Source organism: Sphingomonas sp. AOB5 (assembly GCF_029433115.1).
In the GTDB taxonomy this organism is placed as follows: domain Bacteria; phylum Pseudomonadota; class Alphaproteobacteria; order Sphingomonadales; family Sphingomonadaceae; genus Sphingomonas.
In genome coordinates, this window is sequence record NZ_JARNTV010000001.1 from 1 (window position 1) to 18,087 (window position 18,087).

The following is an 18,087-nucleotide window of genomic DNA, read 5'->3' on the forward strand; positions in this document are numbered from 1 at the left end:
CAGCGCCAGCAGCCGCTTCGGCTGGGGCCGGTCCGGCTCCAGCGCCGCGACGCGCTCGCGCAACTCGATTGCCCGGTCGATCGCGCCATAGCGTTCCAGCCGCGCCGCCACGATTCCATAGGTCGCGCTGTTGGCCGAGGGCAGGTCGAGCGCCGCCGTCACCATCTCCACCGCTTCGGTCGTGCGGCCGCGCTTGCGCAGCCATTCGGCGGTGTCGAGATAGAAGGCCGGCACGCCGCCATGCGTCGCTTCCTCGGCCACAAACCGCATCGCGAACGCGTTCGGCGCGGCATCGAATGCCTTGAGATAGGGCCGGTCGGGCTGCCACGCGTCGATCGCGATCTTCGGCGCGTTCGAATCGGGCAGGCTGCCGATATCCTCGGCGACGATCGTCGTGACCGCCATCGAGGACTCCATCGTCACCGGCGCACGGCGCGCGCCGGTCACCACCACATCGCCGCCCGACTCACCGTTCGCACGCATTGTCGGCGGCGGCGGTGCCGGAACCGGCTCGGCCATGGGCGTTGCCGTCGGTGCCGGCATCGGCGCGGACACCGGCACGGCCCTCCCCTCCTGCTTGGGCGGGCGCGGCGCCGAAGCCGGGAAGCGCCGCTTCCACCATGCGACCTGCTCCGCCCACATGCCCGCGACCTGGTTCAGCCGCGCGGACCGCGCCTTCGCCTCACCGTCATCGGTGGCCCTGCGGATTTCGCGATACTGGGCGAGCAATTCCTTGGGATAGCCCTCGGGCGGCGCGATATCGGCGTTCACATAATCGGCCGGGGTTTCCAGCACGAGGAACGACAGGCTGGGCGATGCCACCGAATAGCGGCGGCTGAGCGCGACATAGGCCTCGCGCTGCTCGCTCGCGCCCAATGTCGCCAGCGTATCCACCGCCAGCAACTGACCCTCGCCCCCGAACGAAGCCGGGTCCTCCGGCATTGCGATCCGCGTCTCGGCCGATCCGACACGCGCCGTGACGCCGCCGCTCGCGGGCGCTCGCGCGATCACCATCCAGCGTCCCGCGCGGCTCTCCACCGGTACGAAGTCCAGCCGCCTGCCGCTCGCATCGAACACGCCTGTCACCCCAGCGTCCGCAGCCGCCAGCGCCTTTTCGATCGCCGATCCGTCGGCACCCAGCGCGAAGGCCCGCCCGCCATGGCTCGCCGCCACATGCCGCAGCCACGCCATGTCGGCATCGGGCTCGGTCGTCACCGCATCCAGCCGGCACCGCGCCGAAAGCGTAGCCGCCCGGTCGATCGAAGGCCGCCCGTTGGAAAATAGCAGGCACCGGTCCGCAGGCGCCGTCTCGTTCCCCAGCGCGGCGAAGCTGCTCGCCCCGCCATAGCGGACCGCCTTCAGCGCCGCGATCGCCGCGTCCACGCTCGCCACCGTCTTGCGCTCGGCCCCGCTCGAATTGAACAGCACGATCTCGATGCTGCGCGGCTGCAACGCGTTCAGCGTCCGCCGCAGCAGCGCCAGTTCGTCGTCATGCCGCCCCTGCAGCCGCGAGCGCGAACGATCCCAATAGATGCGCAGCTTGCCCGCCGTCCCGACGCCCGCCGGCCCGCTGGCACCAGAAAGCTGCACGAACCGCTCGCCCAGCGTGTTGCGGCTCAGCAGCGCCGCGGGCAGTCCTGCCCGGCTGATCGCCAGCGGCCCGCTCAACTCGCCTTTGCCCTCGCCCTTCGCGATCCAGCCCGCGCCATCGCGCGTCATCGGCCCCGGCGCACGCCCGGGCCAGGTCACGCCGGGCGCCACCGCATCGCTCGATCGCACCGTGATCGACCAGCCATCGCCGGGCTGCACGCTCAACGGCAGCAACCAGACTTCGTCCGATTGCGCCGAGGCATAGAGCGGCGCCACGAAGCGCAGCCGGATCGTCCGCGTGCCGCGCGGCGGGATCGGGAAGACCCGCGTCTTGAACGCGCCGTCATTGGTGACTTCGGCCAGCCCGGGATCGACGCGCTGGCGCACCCGCTCCTCATAGACGGCCTTCGCCTTGGGCTGATCGACCAGCACGCCCTCGATCATCCGGCCGTTCACATCGAGCGCATAGCCGGTCACCACCGCCCCTTCGGGCAGCATGAAACGGAAATCGCCCTCAAGGATATCGTTGCCGGGATTGGCGAACACCGCGGTCACGCTGGTCTCCGCCACCGCGCCGCGCACATTCACGACGGTATCGAGCCGCTGCAGGGTGATCTTGCGCACCGCCTCGTCGCTGCGCACGCCGCCGGCATGAGCGGTCAGGCTCGGGTTCGCCGTCTGCGCCTGCGCAGCCAGAGGAAGCACCATCAGCGCCAATGCGGCCAGCCAGCGTCGGATCATCGTGCCTCTCCCCTGCAACAACTCACGCTATGTCTTTCAGATGACACCTGCATTGCGCCAAAACCAAGGCCGCGATCCCCCGCTTCCCTTTTTGTTCGCGCAGGAGTAAGGCACCGCGACTTTTCTCGCACGTACAGAGGCATGTTTGGCCAAAGAAGAACTCCTTGAAATGCGCGGACAGGTTGTGGAGCTTCTCCCCAACGCGATGTTCCGTGTCCGGCTTGAGAATGATCACGAGATCCTCGGCCACACCGCCGGCAAGATGCGCAAGAACCGCATCCGCGTGCTGGTCGGCGACGAAGTGCTCGTCGAACTGACGCCGTACGACCTGACCAAGGGCCGTATCACCTACCGCTTCAAGTGATGCCGTCCGCGCAAGCGGACTCGTCCGGCTCGCCTGTGCGGCTCGTCCTCGCCTCCACTTCGCCGCGCCGTCTCGATCTGCTCAAGCGGATCGGCGTCGAACCTGCGCGCGTGGCCGCCCCGGACATCGACGAGGATCCGTTCAAGGCCGAGCTGCCCCGCGCCTATGTCCAGCGCATCGCCGAGGGGAAGGCGCATGCCGTCCCCCGCGCCGCGGACGAGATCATCCTCGCGGGCGACACCACCATCGCCGTCGGCCGCCGCATCCTGGGCAAGCCCGAGGACGAAGCCGATCTGCGCCGCATGCTCGCCTTGCTCTCCGGCCGCCGCCATCACTGCCTGTCCGCGGTCTGCCTGATCGGGCTGGACGGCAAGGCACGCACCAAGCTTTCCGACACGATACTCACCTTCAAGCGGCTGAGCGAAGCCGAGATCGACGCCTATGTCGCGTGCGGCGAAGGCATGGGCAAGGCAGGCGGCTATGCCATTCAGGGCCGCGCCGAGGGGTTCGTGCGCTATCTGGCGGGCAGCCATTCGGGCGTGGTCGGCCTGCCGGTGTACGAGACTCGCGCGCTGCTGATCGGCGCGGGCCTGCTCATTGCCTGAGTGGCTCTACGAAGCGGGCATCGGCGAAGCCCGCGCAGCGCTGGTCGAGAACGGCGCGATCCTGAAGGCCCGCATCGAGCTTCCCGGCCTGCGCGCGGGCGCCGTCATCGAAGGCCGTCTGCGCGCCGAGAATCGCGTCGAAACCGCCGAGGGCGACCTGTTGCTCGATCGCGCCCCGCCCGGCGTCACCCAGGGCGCCAAGCTCATCGTCGAGATCGCCCGCGAAGCCATTCCCGAACCCGGCCGCGCCAAGCTGCCCAAGGCCATCGTCACCGACAAGCCGCCCGCCCCCGGCCCCGATCTGCTAGCCCGCATCGCCGCCACCGGCATCCCCGTCCGCCAGCCCCGCCCGCACGAAGCCGATGCGCTCGAAGCCGCGGGCTGGTCCGAGATCCTCGAGGAGGCGACCACCGGCGAGATCGCCTTCCCCGGCGGCGCGCTGCGCATGGCGGTGACCCCGGCCATGACCCTGTTCGACGTGGACGGCACCGGCCCGCTCTCCCCGCTCTCCCTTGCCGCCGCGCGCGCCACCGCGCTGGCGATGGAGCGCCACGAGGTCACCGGTTCGGTCGGCGTGGATTTCCCGACGCTGGCCAACAAGGCGGAGCGGCTCGCACTGGGCGAGATGATCGACGCGCACCTGCCCCGGCCGTTCGAGCGCACCGCGGTCAACGGCTTCGGCTTCCTCCAGATCGTCCGACGCCGCACCCGCGCCTCGCTGCCCGAACTGCTGCTGGCCGATCCCGCCGGTGCCGAAGCCCGCGCCGAGCTGCGCCGTCTCGAACGCCTTTCGCCGCCCTACCCGGCTTCCCATATGGTGAGTGCCCGCATCGCCCGCCGCATCGCCGCCCATCCCGACTGGAGCGCCGAGCTGGCGCGCCGCATGGGCGGAAGCGTCGCGCTGGTCGCGGCCAAGGAGTGACGAATTGAAGCGCGATACCTGCCCGATCTGCCGGAAACCCGTCGATGCGGCGTTCACACCCTTTTGCAGCCGCGGCTGCAAGGATCGCGACCTGCTGCAATGGCTGGGCGAAGGCTATCGCATTCCGGCCGGACCCGCTGACGAAGAAGCGCAAACTGGACTGGACACCGCGAACGACGCCGACTAAGAGCGCGCCTTCCGGCGTTCGCCGGAGAGAAAGCTCCGGCCCCGCCGGACGCGCCCGGGTAGCTCAGTTGGTAGAGCATGCGATTGAAAATCGCAGTGTCGGCGGTTCGATTCCGTCCCCGGGCACCACTTTTCCGATAGCGACAGAGAAGCACCGGGTGCCCGAGAATGGCGCGGGAATAGCACCGTTTTGTTAGGCACTTATTCCGGCACCGATCTTGGCTACGCCAATCAGAGACCAATTCTGCACGATTTTTCTCCGGCTGAAACGGCCCTATCTCCCGCCGCAGGAAAAGTGGCCCCGACTTCCTTCGGCCCCTTGGTCTGGAGCGTGCAGACGGCAGCGGGAGGGACACGACCGAAAAATCGGAAGTAGGCTTCCTAAAACCGGAACTGGACTTCCGCCTTTGTCGGAATGGCAGGCATTGGGCCGACAGCCGTCGGTCCGCTTTCGGCGTGCGAACGGCGAGAGCAGACGTGCTTGGCCAAACACGTCAGTTGCAGCACGGCGCGTGAGGAGAGCTGTCGATCGGCAGATTTACCCATCGCGAACCGCCGGCTGGCCCCCGAAAAGTGGCGTTTGCCGACCATGAGAGCGGCCCATCTACAGTCCCGATGGGCCGCTCGGAGATCAGATTTCCGTTCGCTCGGCGAGGAGCAAGGCATCCTCGATGTCAACGCCGAGATATCGAACCGTGTTCTCGATTTTGGTGTGTCCCAGCAGGATCTGGATCGCACGGAGGTTCCCGGTCGCCTTGTATATCATGGACGCCTTGGTCCGGCGAAGAGAGTGTGTACCGTACTCGGCTCGTCGAAGGCCAATCGCATCGACCCATTCATCTACCAACCGGGCGTACTGCCTCGTGCTGAGATGCCCCGCGCGATCAACGCGGCTTGGAAAAACGTAGTCGCTCTTGGTGCCGCCCCGGCATCCGAGCCATGCATGGAGGCTCGCGCGGACATCAGCAGTGAGTTCGAATTGAACAGGTCGGCCCGTCTTCTGCTGAATTACGATCGCCCTGGTTCTTATTTCGGCTCCGGACACCAAGTCATCGATCTTGATCTTGACCAGATCGCAGCCACGCAATTTGCTGTCGATCGCCAAGTCGAAGAGCGCTCTGTCGCGAAGGCGCCCCTCGCGGTCCAGGAAGAAGCGGACGGCCCATATTTGCTTCTGCGTCAACGGGCGCTTCGTCCCCACCGCCTTACCTGCGTTCCATGCAGGTCGCGATTGAACGCCGGGATCAAAACGTGAGTAACCCATGGTCATTCTCCACGGCCTTGATTGGCCGTGGGTTGAACAGCTTTTGTTGCAGTAAGAGCGGACGGGCGGGGAGTCAGCGTCTCTCTCCGCGCTTTGCAATTGATTGACGCCCAGCGAAGTTGTCCTCCCCGAAGCGCCTGCGCGGCTGAGAAGGGGGCCTGGCGCTCATCGATGAGTCAGACGCGGTCAATTCGCACAAGATTCTGTGACGTCTCTATCAACCGCTCCCTACCCACCCCATATCATGGGTATCGCGGCCCCTGCCACGAGCGCCGCCGCGACTGAGAGATGCTTCGTGCTCCCGCTCGACCGAGGAGACACGTTATGAATATTCACCAGATGATTGCGCCGGCTGATAGCGAGCAACCCGCATCGGTCATAGCGTCGGGTGGGTCTGGATCTGAGGCGGACGCGCTGGAGGCGGCGCTTTCGGACATGACCGCCGCATTTTCCAGCGATTTCGTCAACGGGAGGGTCGGCGAGCACCATAACACCTTCGAGCACCGTTCGCGCGTGTTGCGCCAGATGACGGAAAGCCTCGCTGCGATGCGTGCGCAAGACGCGGTGACGGTGTCGTGAGCCCGCGCGAAGAGGCTCGCGAGGGGCTGATGTCCACGCCAGAGGACGCAGGTGCCGAGATGGCGCGGTACGCGATCACTCGGGTGCCCGCAGACATGTTCCACTATCGGGAATATCGCTATACTAGGCTTAGCGACGCGCTCGCCCAGGCCAAGCGCGACGGGAACGCAGCTTCTGGCGAGCCTGGATAGACGGATACGGGCTGCCGCCCACAAGCTCACAGGCCCGGCGGCGCCCGACGATCCTCGTAGATGCGATTTTCCTTGCGCACTCGACGACGGTATGAGCGATCGCGCGCGTGATAGGTTCGATACGCCACGAAGCTTGCCAACAGCAGCGTCAAGACCAGCATCATGCTGTAGGCGATGATCAATCGAAGTTCCATGCTGCATCCTTTGCGTCGAATTCGAGGTTCTGCCTGGCCGCGGAGACGGTGACCTCGACCGTCATGCCGAGAAAGGCATCAGCCGCGCCAATGTACCGGCCGTCCACCGGGCTCAGCTGACCGATGCTGCGGCCGACGGCGACGGGCACCAGATGCGCCTCGCCCATGCGCCCGTTGGTGGGATCGAACGCAATCCACCCCGCGCACGGCAAATAGACCTCGGCCCACGCGTGCGTCGCGCCATGCTGGTTGTCTCGATCGGCGGGATCGCCCGAAATCGGCGGATCGAAGAGATAGCCCGACACTGCGCGCGCGGCGAAGCCGAGGTGCCGGACCGCCTCGATGAACAGCGTGGCGAGATCGCGGCACGAGCCCGAAGCGAGATCGAGTGTCAGGTGCGGAGGCTGCGTCCCGACTTCGTCGCGCGTGACATAGGTCATGCCGATCCGGGCGGCCGCGTTCACGTCCTGCAGCAGTGACAGCGTGTCGGTATCGCCGCCAAGCACCACAGCGCGCGCCCAGTCGGCAAGCCGGTCCTCCGGGTCGGGATGTTCGGGAACCAGCAATGCACCCAGATCGGTGCGTTCCTCGTGCGAATAGTCGAACGGATAGTAGTGCGCATGCGGCGCAATCTTGAGGATGGGCCATGCGGCAGCGGTCTGTTCGACTGTCACCCGGTTGGTGATCACCAGCCGCGCCGTGGGGTCTGGGAAGGATGCCGTGGCGATAAGGTTGCCGAAGACATCCTGCGTCCACTCGAACTCCGCCGGGGGCTCGCAGCTGAGGTCGGCGGAGATCGGACGGAGTGCATGCGAGCCGCGCGGGCTCAGCATCATCCGATGCGCGAGAAGCGCGACGGGAGCCCGGTAGGCATAGGTGGTGACGTGCAGGATTTGCAGCCTCATTCCGTCACCTCCTGAATTAAGGACTCGAAGTCCCGAGCGTGGCATCACCCGCGGTCGGCGTGTCCCCTGTCGGGATTTTCGCTCAGCTCGCGAAGGCCGGCCGCGGGCGGTTCGCTCCGCGCAACCTGCGCCTCCGCGAATGCGCGGGTGCGCAGCTTCCGATCTTCGCGCAGGTCGGCTGCAATGCCTTCCTTCGCCCAGGCGGCAGCGGCAGCGTTCGCGACCAGCCGGACATTGTCGAGCGTGGCGGCGCGGGCAAGCGCATGGTGATGCGCTTCCTGGGCGCGGCAAAGGATCGAGGACGGCTGCATGGAACGGGCCTTTCGGTTTGGGGGAAGAGGTCAGCCCTTCTTGAGCGGCTGAGCCTGGGGCGTGCCCTTAAGCGAGGGATTGGAAGCGTTCTGCTTCGGCGGCTCCGGCTTCTTCGGCTTCCGCGCCTCGCGGTTGCCGCGTTGTTGGCCCTTGGCCATGTCGTGATCTCCTTGATGCGGGCCCGGCGGGCCGGGGATGACGCTCAGCGGCCGAACAGCGACAGAATCGGACGAACTGCAGCTATTTGGCGACCGCTGCGAACCTGCGCGTGCGCGGCAGCCTTCGCGTCGATGCTCGGGCTGCGAACATGGCTGATGCGTGGTGCGGGCCGGGCGAAACGGGCGTCGGGGATGGAGGGCATGAGAAGGCTCCGCGTCAGAGCGGGAGCATGAAGCACTCTCAGTCGCGGCCAAGCTCGAGAAGACGGCCTGCGATAACTGTAATATGGGGACGGACACACTGCGGCGCCATCCCCCTTTGTCGAATCTGCGAATAGTTTGAGCCGTGTCCTTGTGACTCAATCGACCGGACACAACATTGTCGGGGCGATCCTGAAGCTGAGTGCGTCGGCCTTTGAACCGGGCTGCACGGCGACCAAGGTGACAAGCCGATGTTCCTCGACGACCGCGACGCACAGGCCGGCGAGGAACTGCCGTTGCCTTGGACCACGCCACCATCCAATCAAGGGTCGGCCGAATGCCGCTGGTGCTGGCGGTTCGTATACAGGCCGGCGCTCCCTTGCTCGATCAAGGTGGTTGCCGGGCTCGCCGAAATGCGGACGTCGTCAGGGCTGGGTGATCGATGCAAATGGGAGCTTGCTACCAGAGCGTCGCCTGACGCCGCCTCCGCGGAAAAACCCCTGTGACCGACAAGCACCAGCGCTGGACACAAACGGACATCAACGATCTGCGGAGTGGTGTCGCTGGCGGCGTGGAAATCGAGGGCATAGCCGAGGCGCTCGGGCGCACCGTCGAGGACACCCGTGCGATGGTCCTGCGCCTTCGTCTACGCATCGAAGGCCGCAGCTAGCGGTTTACAATCGCGGCGCGTCGGCGTTGATCGAGAAATAGTTCGCTTGCCGCCTTGTCGGCAGCACGCCTGGCCACGACATTGTGCAGTGCAGCAATTCACTCCAGGATTGTACGCACGTCAGGGCTTCCGCCGTGGCCAGGAGACCGCCGCGTGCGAAATCTGAACGATACCCTGAACCGCCTTTCCGCATTGCGAAGCAAGATCGCACCCGGTGCGACTGGGTGCGCCGGCGCAGATCGGCTCTCCGACCTCCCCGCGTTCGGCTCCAATCCGGGCGCGCTTCGAGGTCGCTTCTATGTTCCTCAGTCGCTAGGTTCGTCCGCGGCCCTCGTGGTCGTGCTCCACGGCTGCACCCAGAACGCCGCCGGCTACGACCACGGATCGGGCTGGTCCCAGCTCGCCGACGAACAGGGGTTCGCCCTGCTCTACCCGGAGCAACAGCGCAGCAATAATCCCAATCTCTGCTTCAACTGGTTCAATACGGGCGACACGCAGCGCGATTGCGGTGAGGCGCTGTCGATCCGTCAAATGGTCGCGGCGATGGTCGCGGAGCACGCAATCGATCCCGCCCGCATTTTCGTCACCGGACTTTCGGCGGGCGGCGCGATGACGTCGGTCATGCTCGCCACCTATCCCGACGTGTTTGCCGGTGGCGCGATCATCGCTGGCCTTCCCTATGGCACGGCCGCGTCGATTCCCGAGGCCTTCGATCGCATGCGAGCGCATGGCGGGCCTCCGGCGGCAGCGCTTGGCGGGCTTGTAACCGGTGCATCACCACACAAGGGCCCATGGCCGAGAATCTCGGTGTGGCATGGCGACAGCGACGCGAGCGTGAGCCATGCGAATTCGGCGCTGATCGTCGAGCAATGGCGAGCCATTCACGGCATCGCGTGCGAGCGGACCGCCGTCGAGCACGTCGACGGCCATCTTCGCAATGTCTGGCGCGATGCCCATGGGCGCGACGTGATCGAGGAATATTGCATCGGCGGCCTCGGCCACGGCACTCCGCTCAGCACCTCGGGCGCCAATGCCTGCGGGGTCCCTGGGCCGTACATGCTCGAGGCCGGAATTTCCTCGACCCGGCGCACCGCAAGTTTCTGGGGTCTGGTCACGGCGCAAGCGGAAAGGCGACCGGAGCCGGCGCTGCCGCCAAGCCCGGGCATGGCCGTGCCCGCCAATCATCGCGAAGCGCAGTCTCGGCCCCAGAGGGCCTCCCGCCACGTTGAACGCATAATCGAAGATGCATTGCGCGCCGCGGGCCTGATGCGCTGAGCGCCGCGGCGGAAGGAAATTCGTTGGAGCTTTCGCACCACTTGTACGTGCTGCTGCTCGCAGGGGGCGGCGTGCTGGTGCTGTTGACGGCGTGGTTGCCGATGCTGCTGCGCAGGGCACCGCTGTCGCTGCCGATCCTGTGCGTGGGCGCGGGTGCTACGCTGTTCGCGCTGCCCCCACTTCGACCCTTCGCGGTTCACCCGCTGCAATTCCCGATCCTGGTTGAGCGACTGAGCGAACTCGTCGTGATCATCTCGCTGATGGGCGCAGGTCTGAAGATCGACCGGATGATTGGGCTGCGTAGCTGGATGCTGACCTGGCGCTTGCTGGGGATCGCGATGCCAGTCACCATGGTGATCGTCGCGGGGCTGGCCTTGGGGCTGCTGGGACTTGGCCTGGCGGCGGCATTGCTGATCGCGGCGGTGCTCGCGCCGACCGACCCGGTGCTTGCGAGCGACGTCCAGGTGGGCGGTCCCGGCGAAGGGAAAGAGGACGAAGCGCGGTTCGCCCTGACGTCGGAAGCCGGTCTCAACGACGGCTTCGCATTCCCCTTCGTCCATCTTGCGATCGCTCTCAGTGCTGCATCGTTCGGGCGCGGCGATCTGCTCGCGTGGTTCGGGCACGACCTTCTGTGGAAGACACTCCTCGGGGCGGTCGGGGGCTACGCCATCGGACGCGGGCTCGGCTACTTGACTTTCCACCTGCCGACGCGGGCGAGCCTGTCTCGCACCGGCGACGGCTTCGTGGCGCTGGCGGTGACGCTGCTTGCCTATGGCGTGGTCGAGATATTGGGCGGGTTCGGCTTCCTGGCGGTCTTCGTGTCGGCGCTGGCGCTCCGCAACGCCAGTCGCGATCATGACTATCACGACCGGCTGCATGGGTTCGCCGAAGAGGCGGAGCGGCTGCTGATGATGCTGCTGTTGATCCTGTTCGGCGGCATTGTGGTCTTCGGGGGCCTGCTCGCTGCGTTCGACGCGTGGATGCTCGTGTTCGTCGCCGGCGTCCTGCTGGTGGCGCGCCCCGCCGCGGGCCTGCTCAGCCTGGTCGGATCGAAGCTGCCCTGGCGCGAGCAGCTGGTGATTTCCTTCTTCGGCATCCGCGGGATGGGCTCGATTTACTATCTCGCCTTCGCGCTCAATCACGCCTCCTTTGCGGAGCCTCAGCGGCTCTGGGCGATGGTGGGTGGCGTCGTGCTCGCCTCGATCCTGTTGCACGGCATCACCGTGACACCGGCGCTGCGGCTGCTTGATCGCTGGCAGCGACGCCGCGGCGAGATCCCGCGATAACTCGAGTGGTCTCCTCCGGCTGGGCCAACCGGCCACGGTGATTCCCTCCGGACTGTCTCACGACGGAGTTAAAGGCCGGATCGCAAAATCATCCGTGGCCTGATGATCGGCATGGGAGAAACGGCGACCTCGTCGAACCAGCTCGCATCGACGTTGAACGGCTCCTGAGCGGTGCTGATCGGCGCCCGCGCCTCGGCGGTCTGGGCCGTTGCCGAATTCATGCCGGGCGGAGCGCCGACCATGCTATGGTGTAGCCGTGAGTCGATATGGCCGAGATATGAACGGCTCGCGACTATCCGGAATAGCTTTCATTCCCGAGAGCTTGCCGGTTTTCCCCGGAAGGGGGAATTCCATGAACCCGACAGCTCATCCCGACGTCGCGCACAATCTGGCGTTGGCGATCCTAGCCTCCTCCGACGCGCCTGCGCTTTTGCTCGACGGCAACCTCGCCGTCATCGCCGCCAGCGACACCTTCTACCGCGCCTTCGCGCTCGAGCCGCAAGACGTGGCCGGACGCCCCCTGTTCGACCTCGGCGCAGGCGAGTGGGACGTACCGCAGCTCCGCTCGCTGCTCGGCGTCGCCCTTGCGGATCTCGCCAGGATCGACGCCTATGAGATGGATCTCAAAGGCGATGCCGCGCCGCGCCGGCTCGTCCTCAACGCCCGGAAGCTCGACTATGGCGCTGCCCAGCAGGTCCGCCTACTCCTGACGATCTGCGACGTCACCGAGGCGCGGCTCAGTGCCAAGCTCAAGGACGATCTGCTGCGCGAGAAGGCGATCCTGCTTCAGGAACTCCAACATCGCGTCGCCAACAGCCTGCAGATCATCGCCAGCGTGCTCATGCAGAGTGCGCGACGGGTGCAGTCCGAGGAGGTGCGCAGCCACCTCCACGATGCCCACCATCGGGTCATGTCGATTGCCACCCTCCAGCAGCAACTCGCCGCGTCGAGACTGGGCGATGTGGAGCTTCGCGGATATTTCTCACAACTCTGCGAGAGCCTCGGTGCATCGATGATCCATGATCATGATCAGATCGCGATCGCGGTCACTGCCGATCGCAGCAGCGTGAACGCGGACGTTTCGGTCAGCCTCGGACTGATCGTCACCGAACTGGTGATCAACGCGCTCAAGCATGCCTTCCCAGGCGAACGCAGCGGCAAGATCCTCGTCGATTATCATGCGCATGGGCCGGACTGGACCCTGTCGGTCAGCGACGATGGCGTTGGCACGCCGGAAGCGTTGGCGGCGGCCAGGCCAGGCCTCGGCACCAGCATCGTCGAGGCGCTCGCCAACCAGCTTGATGCCACGGTCGAGACGGAGGGCGGATATCCCGGCACGACGGTCTCGGTCAGCCATACGGAATTGTCGGACGCCTGAAGCGGGAGCCGAACCGCGCCATCGCGTCGGCATCCCAATTGCAGCGACCTTCTTGACCGGTGGGGCATTGCGGCCCGCCCATGTGAGGCCCTTTAGCACCCGACCTCGTCAGGATAATATTGGCACGTTGAGAATTCTATATGTTCAATTGAGATAAATATAAGAGAGTCTTATATTAAATGGTTTCACGACTGATGAAACTAAGACTTTTAATAGCCGAAAACATTTATATTTTCGACCTAGTTTGTTTTCCGCAACATAACTTACCGACGTTCGTTCTATCCACGACCTTATATGAGGTCAGGAGAACAATCATGAGAAATGTGTTTTGGACGGCCGCCATATTGGCGGTCGCGGCGCCGGCTGTGCCCTCGTTGGCGCAGTCCGATGAGGCTCGCAGCGAACAACGCCAGGACGTCCGCGCGGCCGACCGGCAGTATCGCGAGGATATGCGCGATGCGGACAACCCGCGTGAGGTTCGACAGGCTCGGCGCGAGTATGCGCGCAATCTGGCGCAAGCCGATCGCCACGCGCGGCAGGCGAATCGCGGCTGGCGCGGATACGGCAACTATGATTGGGATCGTCGTGAGCCCGGCAGGGATGGCTATGATGCCGGGCGCTATTATCGCAGCGGCAGCTACTATCGGGCCCGCACGCTAACCGCCGACGACCGCGTCTACCGCGGCCAGAACGGGCGTTATTATTGCCGCCGTCCGGACGGGACCACTGGGCTGATCATCGGCGCGGCCGCCGGCGGGCTACTCGGCAACACCATCGCGCGCGGCGACAGCCAGGTCCTCGCAACCCTTGTTGGTGTCGCCGCCGGCGGCGTTGCAGGTCGGGCGATCGAACGCGGTAATGTCCGCTGCCGATAGAGCAAGCAGCGAGAGCGGCGGGAAACCGCCGCTCTGGAGATTGCGTTCTAGTCCATCTCTAATCGCCCCCGTGCGCCGCGAGCGGGGACGTGGGAATTATATATCGAGCTGCACCTCTTCATCACCTACATTCTTACAAGCGCTATCGCATTACTCGTCGGCGTATGCGTTTGGACGCTTGCGAATAATGCGCTCGTGCGCCGGGCCGCGCGAAAGCGACGGGAGCGAACGTCATGACCGGCAACCGGGCACGATCGGTCGCCGCCGATCCAGCCTCAGTTTCTGACACCCCCGATCCGAGCATCCGACGCTTACGCTCGTCGCTGGAGCAGGTCGCGATAGCCGCCCCGCGCCAGCGTCGGTGCCTCGCGTACCAGGCGGCGAACGCGGGAGCGAAGCGAATTCGCGCGGTCGTCCAGTCGAGCAGGATCCGCTCCTTGCCTCGCTCTCCGTCCTTCCGGTCCCCGGCGACCTGGTGGCGATGACGATATCCCCGCTTCTGGGAATCGCGACCGGACCGGCGGCGCTGAAGTTCAGATTCGCTCGCGCGTCGGTGTCCGACAAGATGATCGATTTTCCGGGGGCTTGGCTCTGCGCCCGGCAAAGAAGCGCGCTGCGGCCGCCGAAGGCGCAATGATGGTGCCTGGAGCGATCGCACTGGTTCGCCGCGATGGCGATCTGGCCTTGCCGGTGATCGTCATGGCGGGAGAGGGCGACCTCGTCACGCATGCGCCGAAGCACGCTGAACGGCTTGCCCGTGAGTTGCGGTGCCGAGCTGCGCATAGTGCCGCATCAGGGGCACTTCGTGCATTATGCCGTTCCCGAAGAGGTTGTGGCTTCCATTTCCGCGTTGACCACAGGACCGGCAGAAAGCGCTAATAAAGGGAAGGGCTCGCGAGGCCGTTCATCTAGCGTTTCCCCTCGCGCCGACTGGGCAGTGAGCGACCGTGATCGAGCGGATGCGGAAAGCTCCAGTGCAGGGTTCCATGACCCGAGCAGTCGAGCACGATCGAACGACTGCTTTCAGGAATGAACTGGCCTGGTCGGAACGACCGCAATGGGGCGCAATGCGGACACGCCGTGTGCAAGTAGGAACACGTCTCCACAGGCGAGGGTTACGATGAAGGCGCCTCAAGGCGCTTACATCAAGGAGACTCAATATGGCCGGCGGTAGTGAATTGTAGCCCAAGGACTCTCGCAACGTGACTGGTACTGCACATACGCCGGACGGTCGCTGGAGTGGTGATGGGCCCGAATCCGGCCATGGCGGTGAGCTCGAACCGAAGGACTCCCGCAATGTAACCGGAACTGCCACGACGGAAGATGGTCGGTGGACCGGTGCGGCCGTACGTCCTGAGGAAGGCCCGCAAATCCCCGAACGGAAGCAACCATAGTTGCGTATCGCGCTACGCCTTCAGAGCGACTTCCGCGGCAAGCGCCAATTTGTATATGGCGTCGCCAGCGTCCCGGATCACGGCAGCACGGTGAGCTGCGCTGTCACACAATCTTGAGGTTAATGCCGTCGGCGCAACATCTTCCATAATTGTGCCCGCCAAGGTGAGCAGGCGATCGACGAGGTCATCTCGGTCTTCCATGGCTGTCACGAAGCGCGACATGCCGTGAGAAGTCGAGACGCAGCTTTGTAACTGGAGCGGAATTCTGAGCATGCCGGCAAGCGCACGGTGTCAGAACCCCATCTCAACTCGCTGTCCCGCCCATTCCAGTGGTAAGCTCGCCCATCGCATCAACTGGGTCCGGGTCAGGCCTTCGGGCTGACGGCCTTCGACGATCGCCGAAACAATATCGGGCGCGAGATATCCGATCCTGAGCAGATCGGCGGCATGCTCGCGACCGTAGCCGATCTCGGCAGCCAGTTCCTCAAACTCTGCCGCGCCACTGGTCGCCAGCACTTCACGCGCAGCCATGGCTTGAGCGACAAGCTTTATCAGCGCCGGATTTTTCCGGGTCGCCGTTCCAGTTTCCACCGTCGGGATCACCAGCCGGAGCTGCTTGCCCGATCGCACGCAAGCGATTGGGAGGATGATATCGACTGGAGCATCACCGAGCAGGTCATCGACCGACCCGAATTTGCAGCGTACAGTCATGGCGTCGGTGGCGAGTTCAATCCGCTCAACACAGTCGACGATCAGCTGCCGCTGGTCGCGGGGAGTCCCGTTGGCGAGCCGATCGGCGGCGGCACGAACCACCGCCTGCATTCGCTCGATATCGACCGCAGCCGGTGCGCCAGATTCTAGAACGGCGCGTTCTGCGGCGGTCAGTTCATTGGCGACGGATGCCAGGATGCGCTTTTCGATGTCCGCCGCGCTGACGCGCCACTTCGGTTCGGCGTCCCTGACCTGCGACGCATAATAGCGATACCGCCGCCCGCCCCTATTGGTGTTGCTGGGAGACATCCGGCGCCCATGCCCATCCCAAAGCAGCCCAGCGAGCAAGCTGGGGTCGGGGGCACCATGTCCCAGCACGCGTTCAACCTTACCCTTTGCCAGCTGATCCACCGCGGCTGCAAAGATATCGGCGTCGACGATGCCATCATGCTGCCCGGGATAGACACGGCCCTTGTGCGCGATTTCGCCGACATAGATCCGGTTCTGCAACATCTGGTATAGCGCGCCGCGCCCGATGGGTTTTCCACCACGCATGATGCCGTTGCTGCCGGTCCAGCGCTTGCTGGTCACGCCATGGGCATCGAGTTCGATGAGAAGCGCGGTCCCGGAAGCCAGCTCGACATAGCGCCGGAAGATAAGACGGACCGTCTCGGCCTCGACTTCGTTCACGACCAGCCGGCGATCGACGATGTCGTAGCCGAGCGGCGGGTTGCCGCCCATCCACATGCCCTTGGCCTTGGACGCGGCGATCTTGTCGCGGATGCGCTCACTGGTCACCTCCCGTTCGAACTGGGCGAAGGAAAGGAGCACGTTGAGCGTCAGCCGCCCCATGCTCGTGGTGGTGTTGAACGCCTGCGTGACCGACACGAAGCTGGCCTGTTTCGCATCGAGGACCTCCACGATCTTGGCGAAATCGGCGAGGCTGCGGGTCAGGCGGTCGACCTTATAGACGACGATGACATCGACCTTGCCGGCTTCGACCTCAGCAAGCAGGCGTTTTAGCCCCGGCCGCTCCATATTGCCGCCGGAAAAGCCGCCGTCCTCGTAGATGCCGGGCGCCTGCACCCAACCCTCGTGCCGCTGGCTTAGAATATAGGCAGCGCATGCCTCGCGCTGGGCGTCGAGGCTGTTGAAGTCCTGCTCCAACCCCTCCTCGGTCGATTTGCGGGTATAGATTGCGCAGCGGAATGTGCGGCCGGTGACATCACGCGGATCACGCATCCGCCGATCCTCGCTTCAGGCCGAAGAAGCGCGGACCCGACCAATGTGCGCCGGTGATGTCTCGCGCGATCTGCGACAGCGAGGAATAGCGCCGATCACGATATTGATACCCGCTCTCCAGCACCAGGACATGATGGCTCGCCCCGCCCCATTCCCGGACCAGCCGCGTACCGGGTTTGATGCGCCCGTCATTGACGTTGACGCTGATCGTGCCGCTGCGCTCATACTGGCGTTTCAGCCGCTGAAGCTCGCGGGCAATGGCGGTGGGCAGACCGCCATGAACCCGTTCCTGCAACCGCCACGCAATGCCACGCCGGAGCAGGTCCGCGGTTAGGGGCGGTGCGGGAGCGCGATAGACACGCTCCCATTCGGCGCGAAGCTCTGCCGCGCGCATGGTTGTAAGCGTTGCGAGACGATCATTGAGGCTCGCCGGCATTATGCCTGAGCCTCGATCCGGTAGCAGGTAACGTCGCGACGCTTGGTCTTGGCGATGGCATGGCCCTTCTTGCGCAGGCCGGTCAGCGCAGCGCGCGTGGTGTGCGGCAGCCAACCGGTCGCCTCGATCAGTTCGTCGAGGGTCGAGCCTTGATCGCGTTGGAGTAATTCAAGGACCAGCGCCGCCTTGGTTTGGCGCTGAGCTGATAGAGCCGGCGGCAACGACGCCGGTTCCGGTGCAGGCCCCGGCTCACCAATGCCGATGGCCGACAAGCCAGCGGGCGTGATGAAGGCGCCATAGCGAAGATCGCCGTCGGTGCGCCACGCGCTGGCGGCAATCGTCTCGCGCTCTTCGGCCAGGCCTTGCTTTAGCAACGAGGCTATGGATTTGGCGATCGCCGTCGCCGGCGACGTCAGGGAGGAGGAATAGGGGTAAAGGCTGCCGTCCTCGCGACGAGAGGCGCCCGAAAGCAGGATAATCTGGGTATCGCTAAGCTTGGTCATGGTGGTTTTCCTTCGAGCGAGCAGCTCGTGCTGCTCCACCACCCACAGCCCGGTCAGTTCACCTTCCGGGCGGCGGTCCGGGACCGCGACTCACACAAACACCAA

Annotated in this window: 21 protein-coding genes and 1 tRNA gene; 11 read left to right on the forward strand and 11 right to left on the reverse strand. The window is 65.1% G+C overall.

The genetic code is table 11. The annotated features are described in order from the left end of the window. Positions 1-2,331 (reverse strand): VIT domain-containing protein (locus tag P1X14_RS00005; RefSeq protein ID WP_277313248.1); only part of this gene is annotated, 2,331 nt, incomplete at its 3' end. 145 nt (positions 2,332-2,476) lie between these two features. On the opposite strand from P1X14_RS00005, the gene infA reads away from it, so the two are divergent. From infA to P1X14_RS00030, 5 genes are all read left to right on the forward strand, one after another. Continuing rightward, positions 2,477-2,695, forward strand: a complete 219-nt coding sequence (infA, locus tag P1X14_RS00010; RefSeq protein WP_003049127.1) for a translation initiation factor IF-1 — start codon at positions 2,477-2,479, stop codon at positions 2,693-2,695. A 35-nt stretch (positions 2,696-2,730) separates the two neighbouring features. Continuing rightward, positions 2,731-3,300 (forward strand): nucleoside triphosphate pyrophosphatase, encoded by a 570-nt coding sequence (locus tag P1X14_RS00015; protein WP_277313249.1) that lies wholly within the window; start codon positions 2,731-2,733, stop codon positions 3,298-3,300. Continuing rightward, positions 3,293-4,222 (forward strand): ribonuclease, encoded by a 930-nt coding sequence (locus tag P1X14_RS00020; RefSeq protein ID WP_277313250.1) that lies wholly within the window; start codon positions 3,293-3,295, stop codon positions 4,220-4,222. The genes P1X14_RS00015 and P1X14_RS00020 overlap by 8 nt, the downstream gene beginning before the upstream one ends. Positions 4,223-4,226: 4 nt before the next feature. Continuing rightward, positions 4,227-4,409, forward strand: coding sequence for a DNA gyrase inhibitor YacG (gene yacG, locus P1X14_RS00025; protein WP_277313251.1), 183 nt, complete (start codon positions 4,227-4,229; stop codon positions 4,407-4,409). Positions 4,410-4,461: 52 nt separating this feature from the next. Beyond that, positions 4,462-4,537: transfer RNA gene (locus P1X14_RS00030), tRNA-Phe, on the forward strand. A gap of 502 nt (positions 4,538-5,039) precedes the next feature. On the opposite strand, the gene P1X14_RS00035 is transcribed toward P1X14_RS00030, so the two are convergent. Further along, positions 5,040-5,672, reverse strand: a complete 633-nt coding sequence (locus P1X14_RS00035) for a tyrosine-type recombinase/integrase (protein ID WP_277313434.1) — start codon at positions 5,670-5,672, stop codon at positions 5,040-5,042. A gap of 324 nt (positions 5,673-5,996) precedes the next feature. Here P1X14_RS00035 and P1X14_RS00040 point away from each other — a divergent pair, with 324 nt between their 5' ends. Beyond that, the gene (locus P1X14_RS00040; RefSeq protein WP_277313252.1) at positions 5,997-6,251 is read left to right on the forward strand and encodes a hypothetical protein; all 255 of its coding nucleotides are present in this window, start codon (positions 5,997-5,999) and stop codon (positions 6,249-6,251) included. Positions 6,252-6,468: 217 nt separating this feature from the next. Here the strand turns inward: P1X14_RS00040 and P1X14_RS00045 are convergent, their stop codons facing one another. From P1X14_RS00045 to P1X14_RS00060, 4 genes are read right to left on the reverse strand one after another with little or no spacing between them, the layout of a single operon-like run. Beyond that, a complete protein-coding gene (locus tag P1X14_RS00045) occupies positions 6,469-6,624 on the reverse strand; it encodes a hypothetical protein (RefSeq protein ID WP_166745665.1) in 156 nt (51 codons plus the stop codon). After that, positions 6,621-7,541, reverse strand: a complete 921-nt coding sequence (locus tag P1X14_RS00050) for a transglutaminase family protein (RefSeq protein ID WP_277313253.1) — start codon at positions 7,539-7,541, stop codon at positions 6,621-6,623. The genes P1X14_RS00045 and P1X14_RS00050 overlap by 4 nt, the downstream gene beginning before the upstream one ends. A gap of 44 nt (positions 7,542-7,585) precedes the next feature. Next, positions 7,586-7,852: a hypothetical protein gene (locus tag P1X14_RS00055; protein WP_277313254.1), complete on the reverse strand. Its 267-nt coding sequence runs from the start codon at positions 7,850-7,852 to the stop codon at positions 7,586-7,588. A gap of 30 nt (positions 7,853-7,882) precedes the next feature. Then, positions 7,883-8,011 (reverse strand): hypothetical protein, encoded by a 129-nt coding sequence (locus tag P1X14_RS00060; RefSeq protein ID WP_276469517.1) that lies wholly within the window; start codon positions 8,009-8,011, stop codon positions 7,883-7,885. A 703-nt stretch (positions 8,012-8,714) separates the two neighbouring features. On the opposite strand from P1X14_RS00060, the gene P1X14_RS00065 reads away from it, so the two are divergent. The 3 genes from P1X14_RS00065 (at position 8,715) to P1X14_RS00075 (ending at position 11,443) form a co-directional block, all read left to right on the forward strand. Then, the gene (locus P1X14_RS00065; RefSeq protein WP_166745666.1) at positions 8,715-8,882 is read left to right on the forward strand and encodes a hypothetical protein; all 168 of its coding nucleotides are present in this window, start codon (positions 8,715-8,717) and stop codon (positions 8,880-8,882) included. A 153-nt stretch (positions 8,883-9,035) separates the two neighbouring features. Further along, on the forward strand, positions 9,036-10,157 hold the full coding sequence (locus P1X14_RS00070; protein WP_066798514.1) for a PHB depolymerase family esterase: 1,122 nt from the start codon (positions 9,036-9,038) through the stop codon (positions 10,155-10,157). A gap of 47 nt (positions 10,158-10,204) precedes the next feature. Next, entirely contained in the window at positions 10,205-11,443 is a 1,239-nt protein-coding gene (locus tag P1X14_RS00075) for a cation:proton antiporter (RefSeq protein ID WP_346770435.1), read from the forward strand. 68 nt (positions 11,444-11,511) lie between these two features. Here P1X14_RS00075 and P1X14_RS00080 read toward each other — a convergent pair whose 3' ends face one another. Further along, the gene (locus P1X14_RS00080; protein ID WP_157073716.1) at positions 11,512-11,685 is read right to left on the reverse strand and encodes a hypothetical protein; all 174 of its coding nucleotides are present in this window, start codon (positions 11,683-11,685) and stop codon (positions 11,512-11,514) included. Between the two features lie 110 nt (positions 11,686-11,795). Between P1X14_RS00080 and P1X14_RS00085 the strand changes: the two genes are divergently transcribed. Next, positions 11,796-12,821 carry a histidine kinase dimerization/phosphoacceptor domain -containing protein gene (locus tag P1X14_RS00085; RefSeq protein ID WP_277313256.1) on the forward strand — a complete coding sequence of 342 codons (1,026 nt, stop codon included), beginning with the start codon at positions 11,796-11,798 and terminating at the stop codon, positions 12,819-12,821. A 194-nt stretch (positions 12,822-13,015) separates the two neighbouring features. Beyond that, the gene (locus tag P1X14_RS00090) at positions 13,016-13,696 is read left to right on the forward strand and encodes a glycine zipper 2TM domain-containing protein (protein ID WP_346770432.1); all 681 of its coding nucleotides are present in this window, start codon (positions 13,016-13,018) and stop codon (positions 13,694-13,696) included. A gap of 1,406 nt (positions 13,697-15,102) precedes the next feature. On the opposite strand, the gene P1X14_RS00095 is transcribed toward P1X14_RS00090, so the two are convergent. From P1X14_RS00095 to P1X14_RS00110, 4 genes are read right to left on the reverse strand one after another with little or no spacing between them, the layout of a single operon-like run. Continuing rightward, positions 15,103-15,363: a hypothetical protein gene (locus P1X14_RS00095; RefSeq protein WP_277313257.1), complete on the reverse strand. Its 261-nt coding sequence runs from the start codon at positions 15,361-15,363 to the stop codon at positions 15,103-15,105. Positions 15,364-15,381: 18 nt separating this feature from the next. Continuing rightward, entirely contained in the window at positions 15,382-17,043 is a 1,662-nt protein-coding gene (locus tag P1X14_RS00100) for a recombinase family protein (protein ID WP_277313258.1), read from the reverse strand. Then, a complete protein-coding gene (locus tag P1X14_RS00105) occupies positions 17,036-17,479 on the reverse strand; it encodes a DUF2924 domain-containing protein (protein WP_277313259.1) in 444 nt (147 codons plus the stop codon). Before P1X14_RS00105 ends, P1X14_RS00100 begins: the two co-directional genes overlap by 8 nt. Beyond that, positions 17,479-17,982, reverse strand: a complete 504-nt coding sequence (locus P1X14_RS00110; protein WP_277313260.1) for a DUF3489 domain-containing protein — start codon at positions 17,980-17,982, stop codon at positions 17,479-17,481. Before P1X14_RS00110 ends, P1X14_RS00105 begins: the two co-directional genes overlap by 1 nt. Between the last annotated feature and the right edge of the window lie 105 nt (positions 17,983-18,087).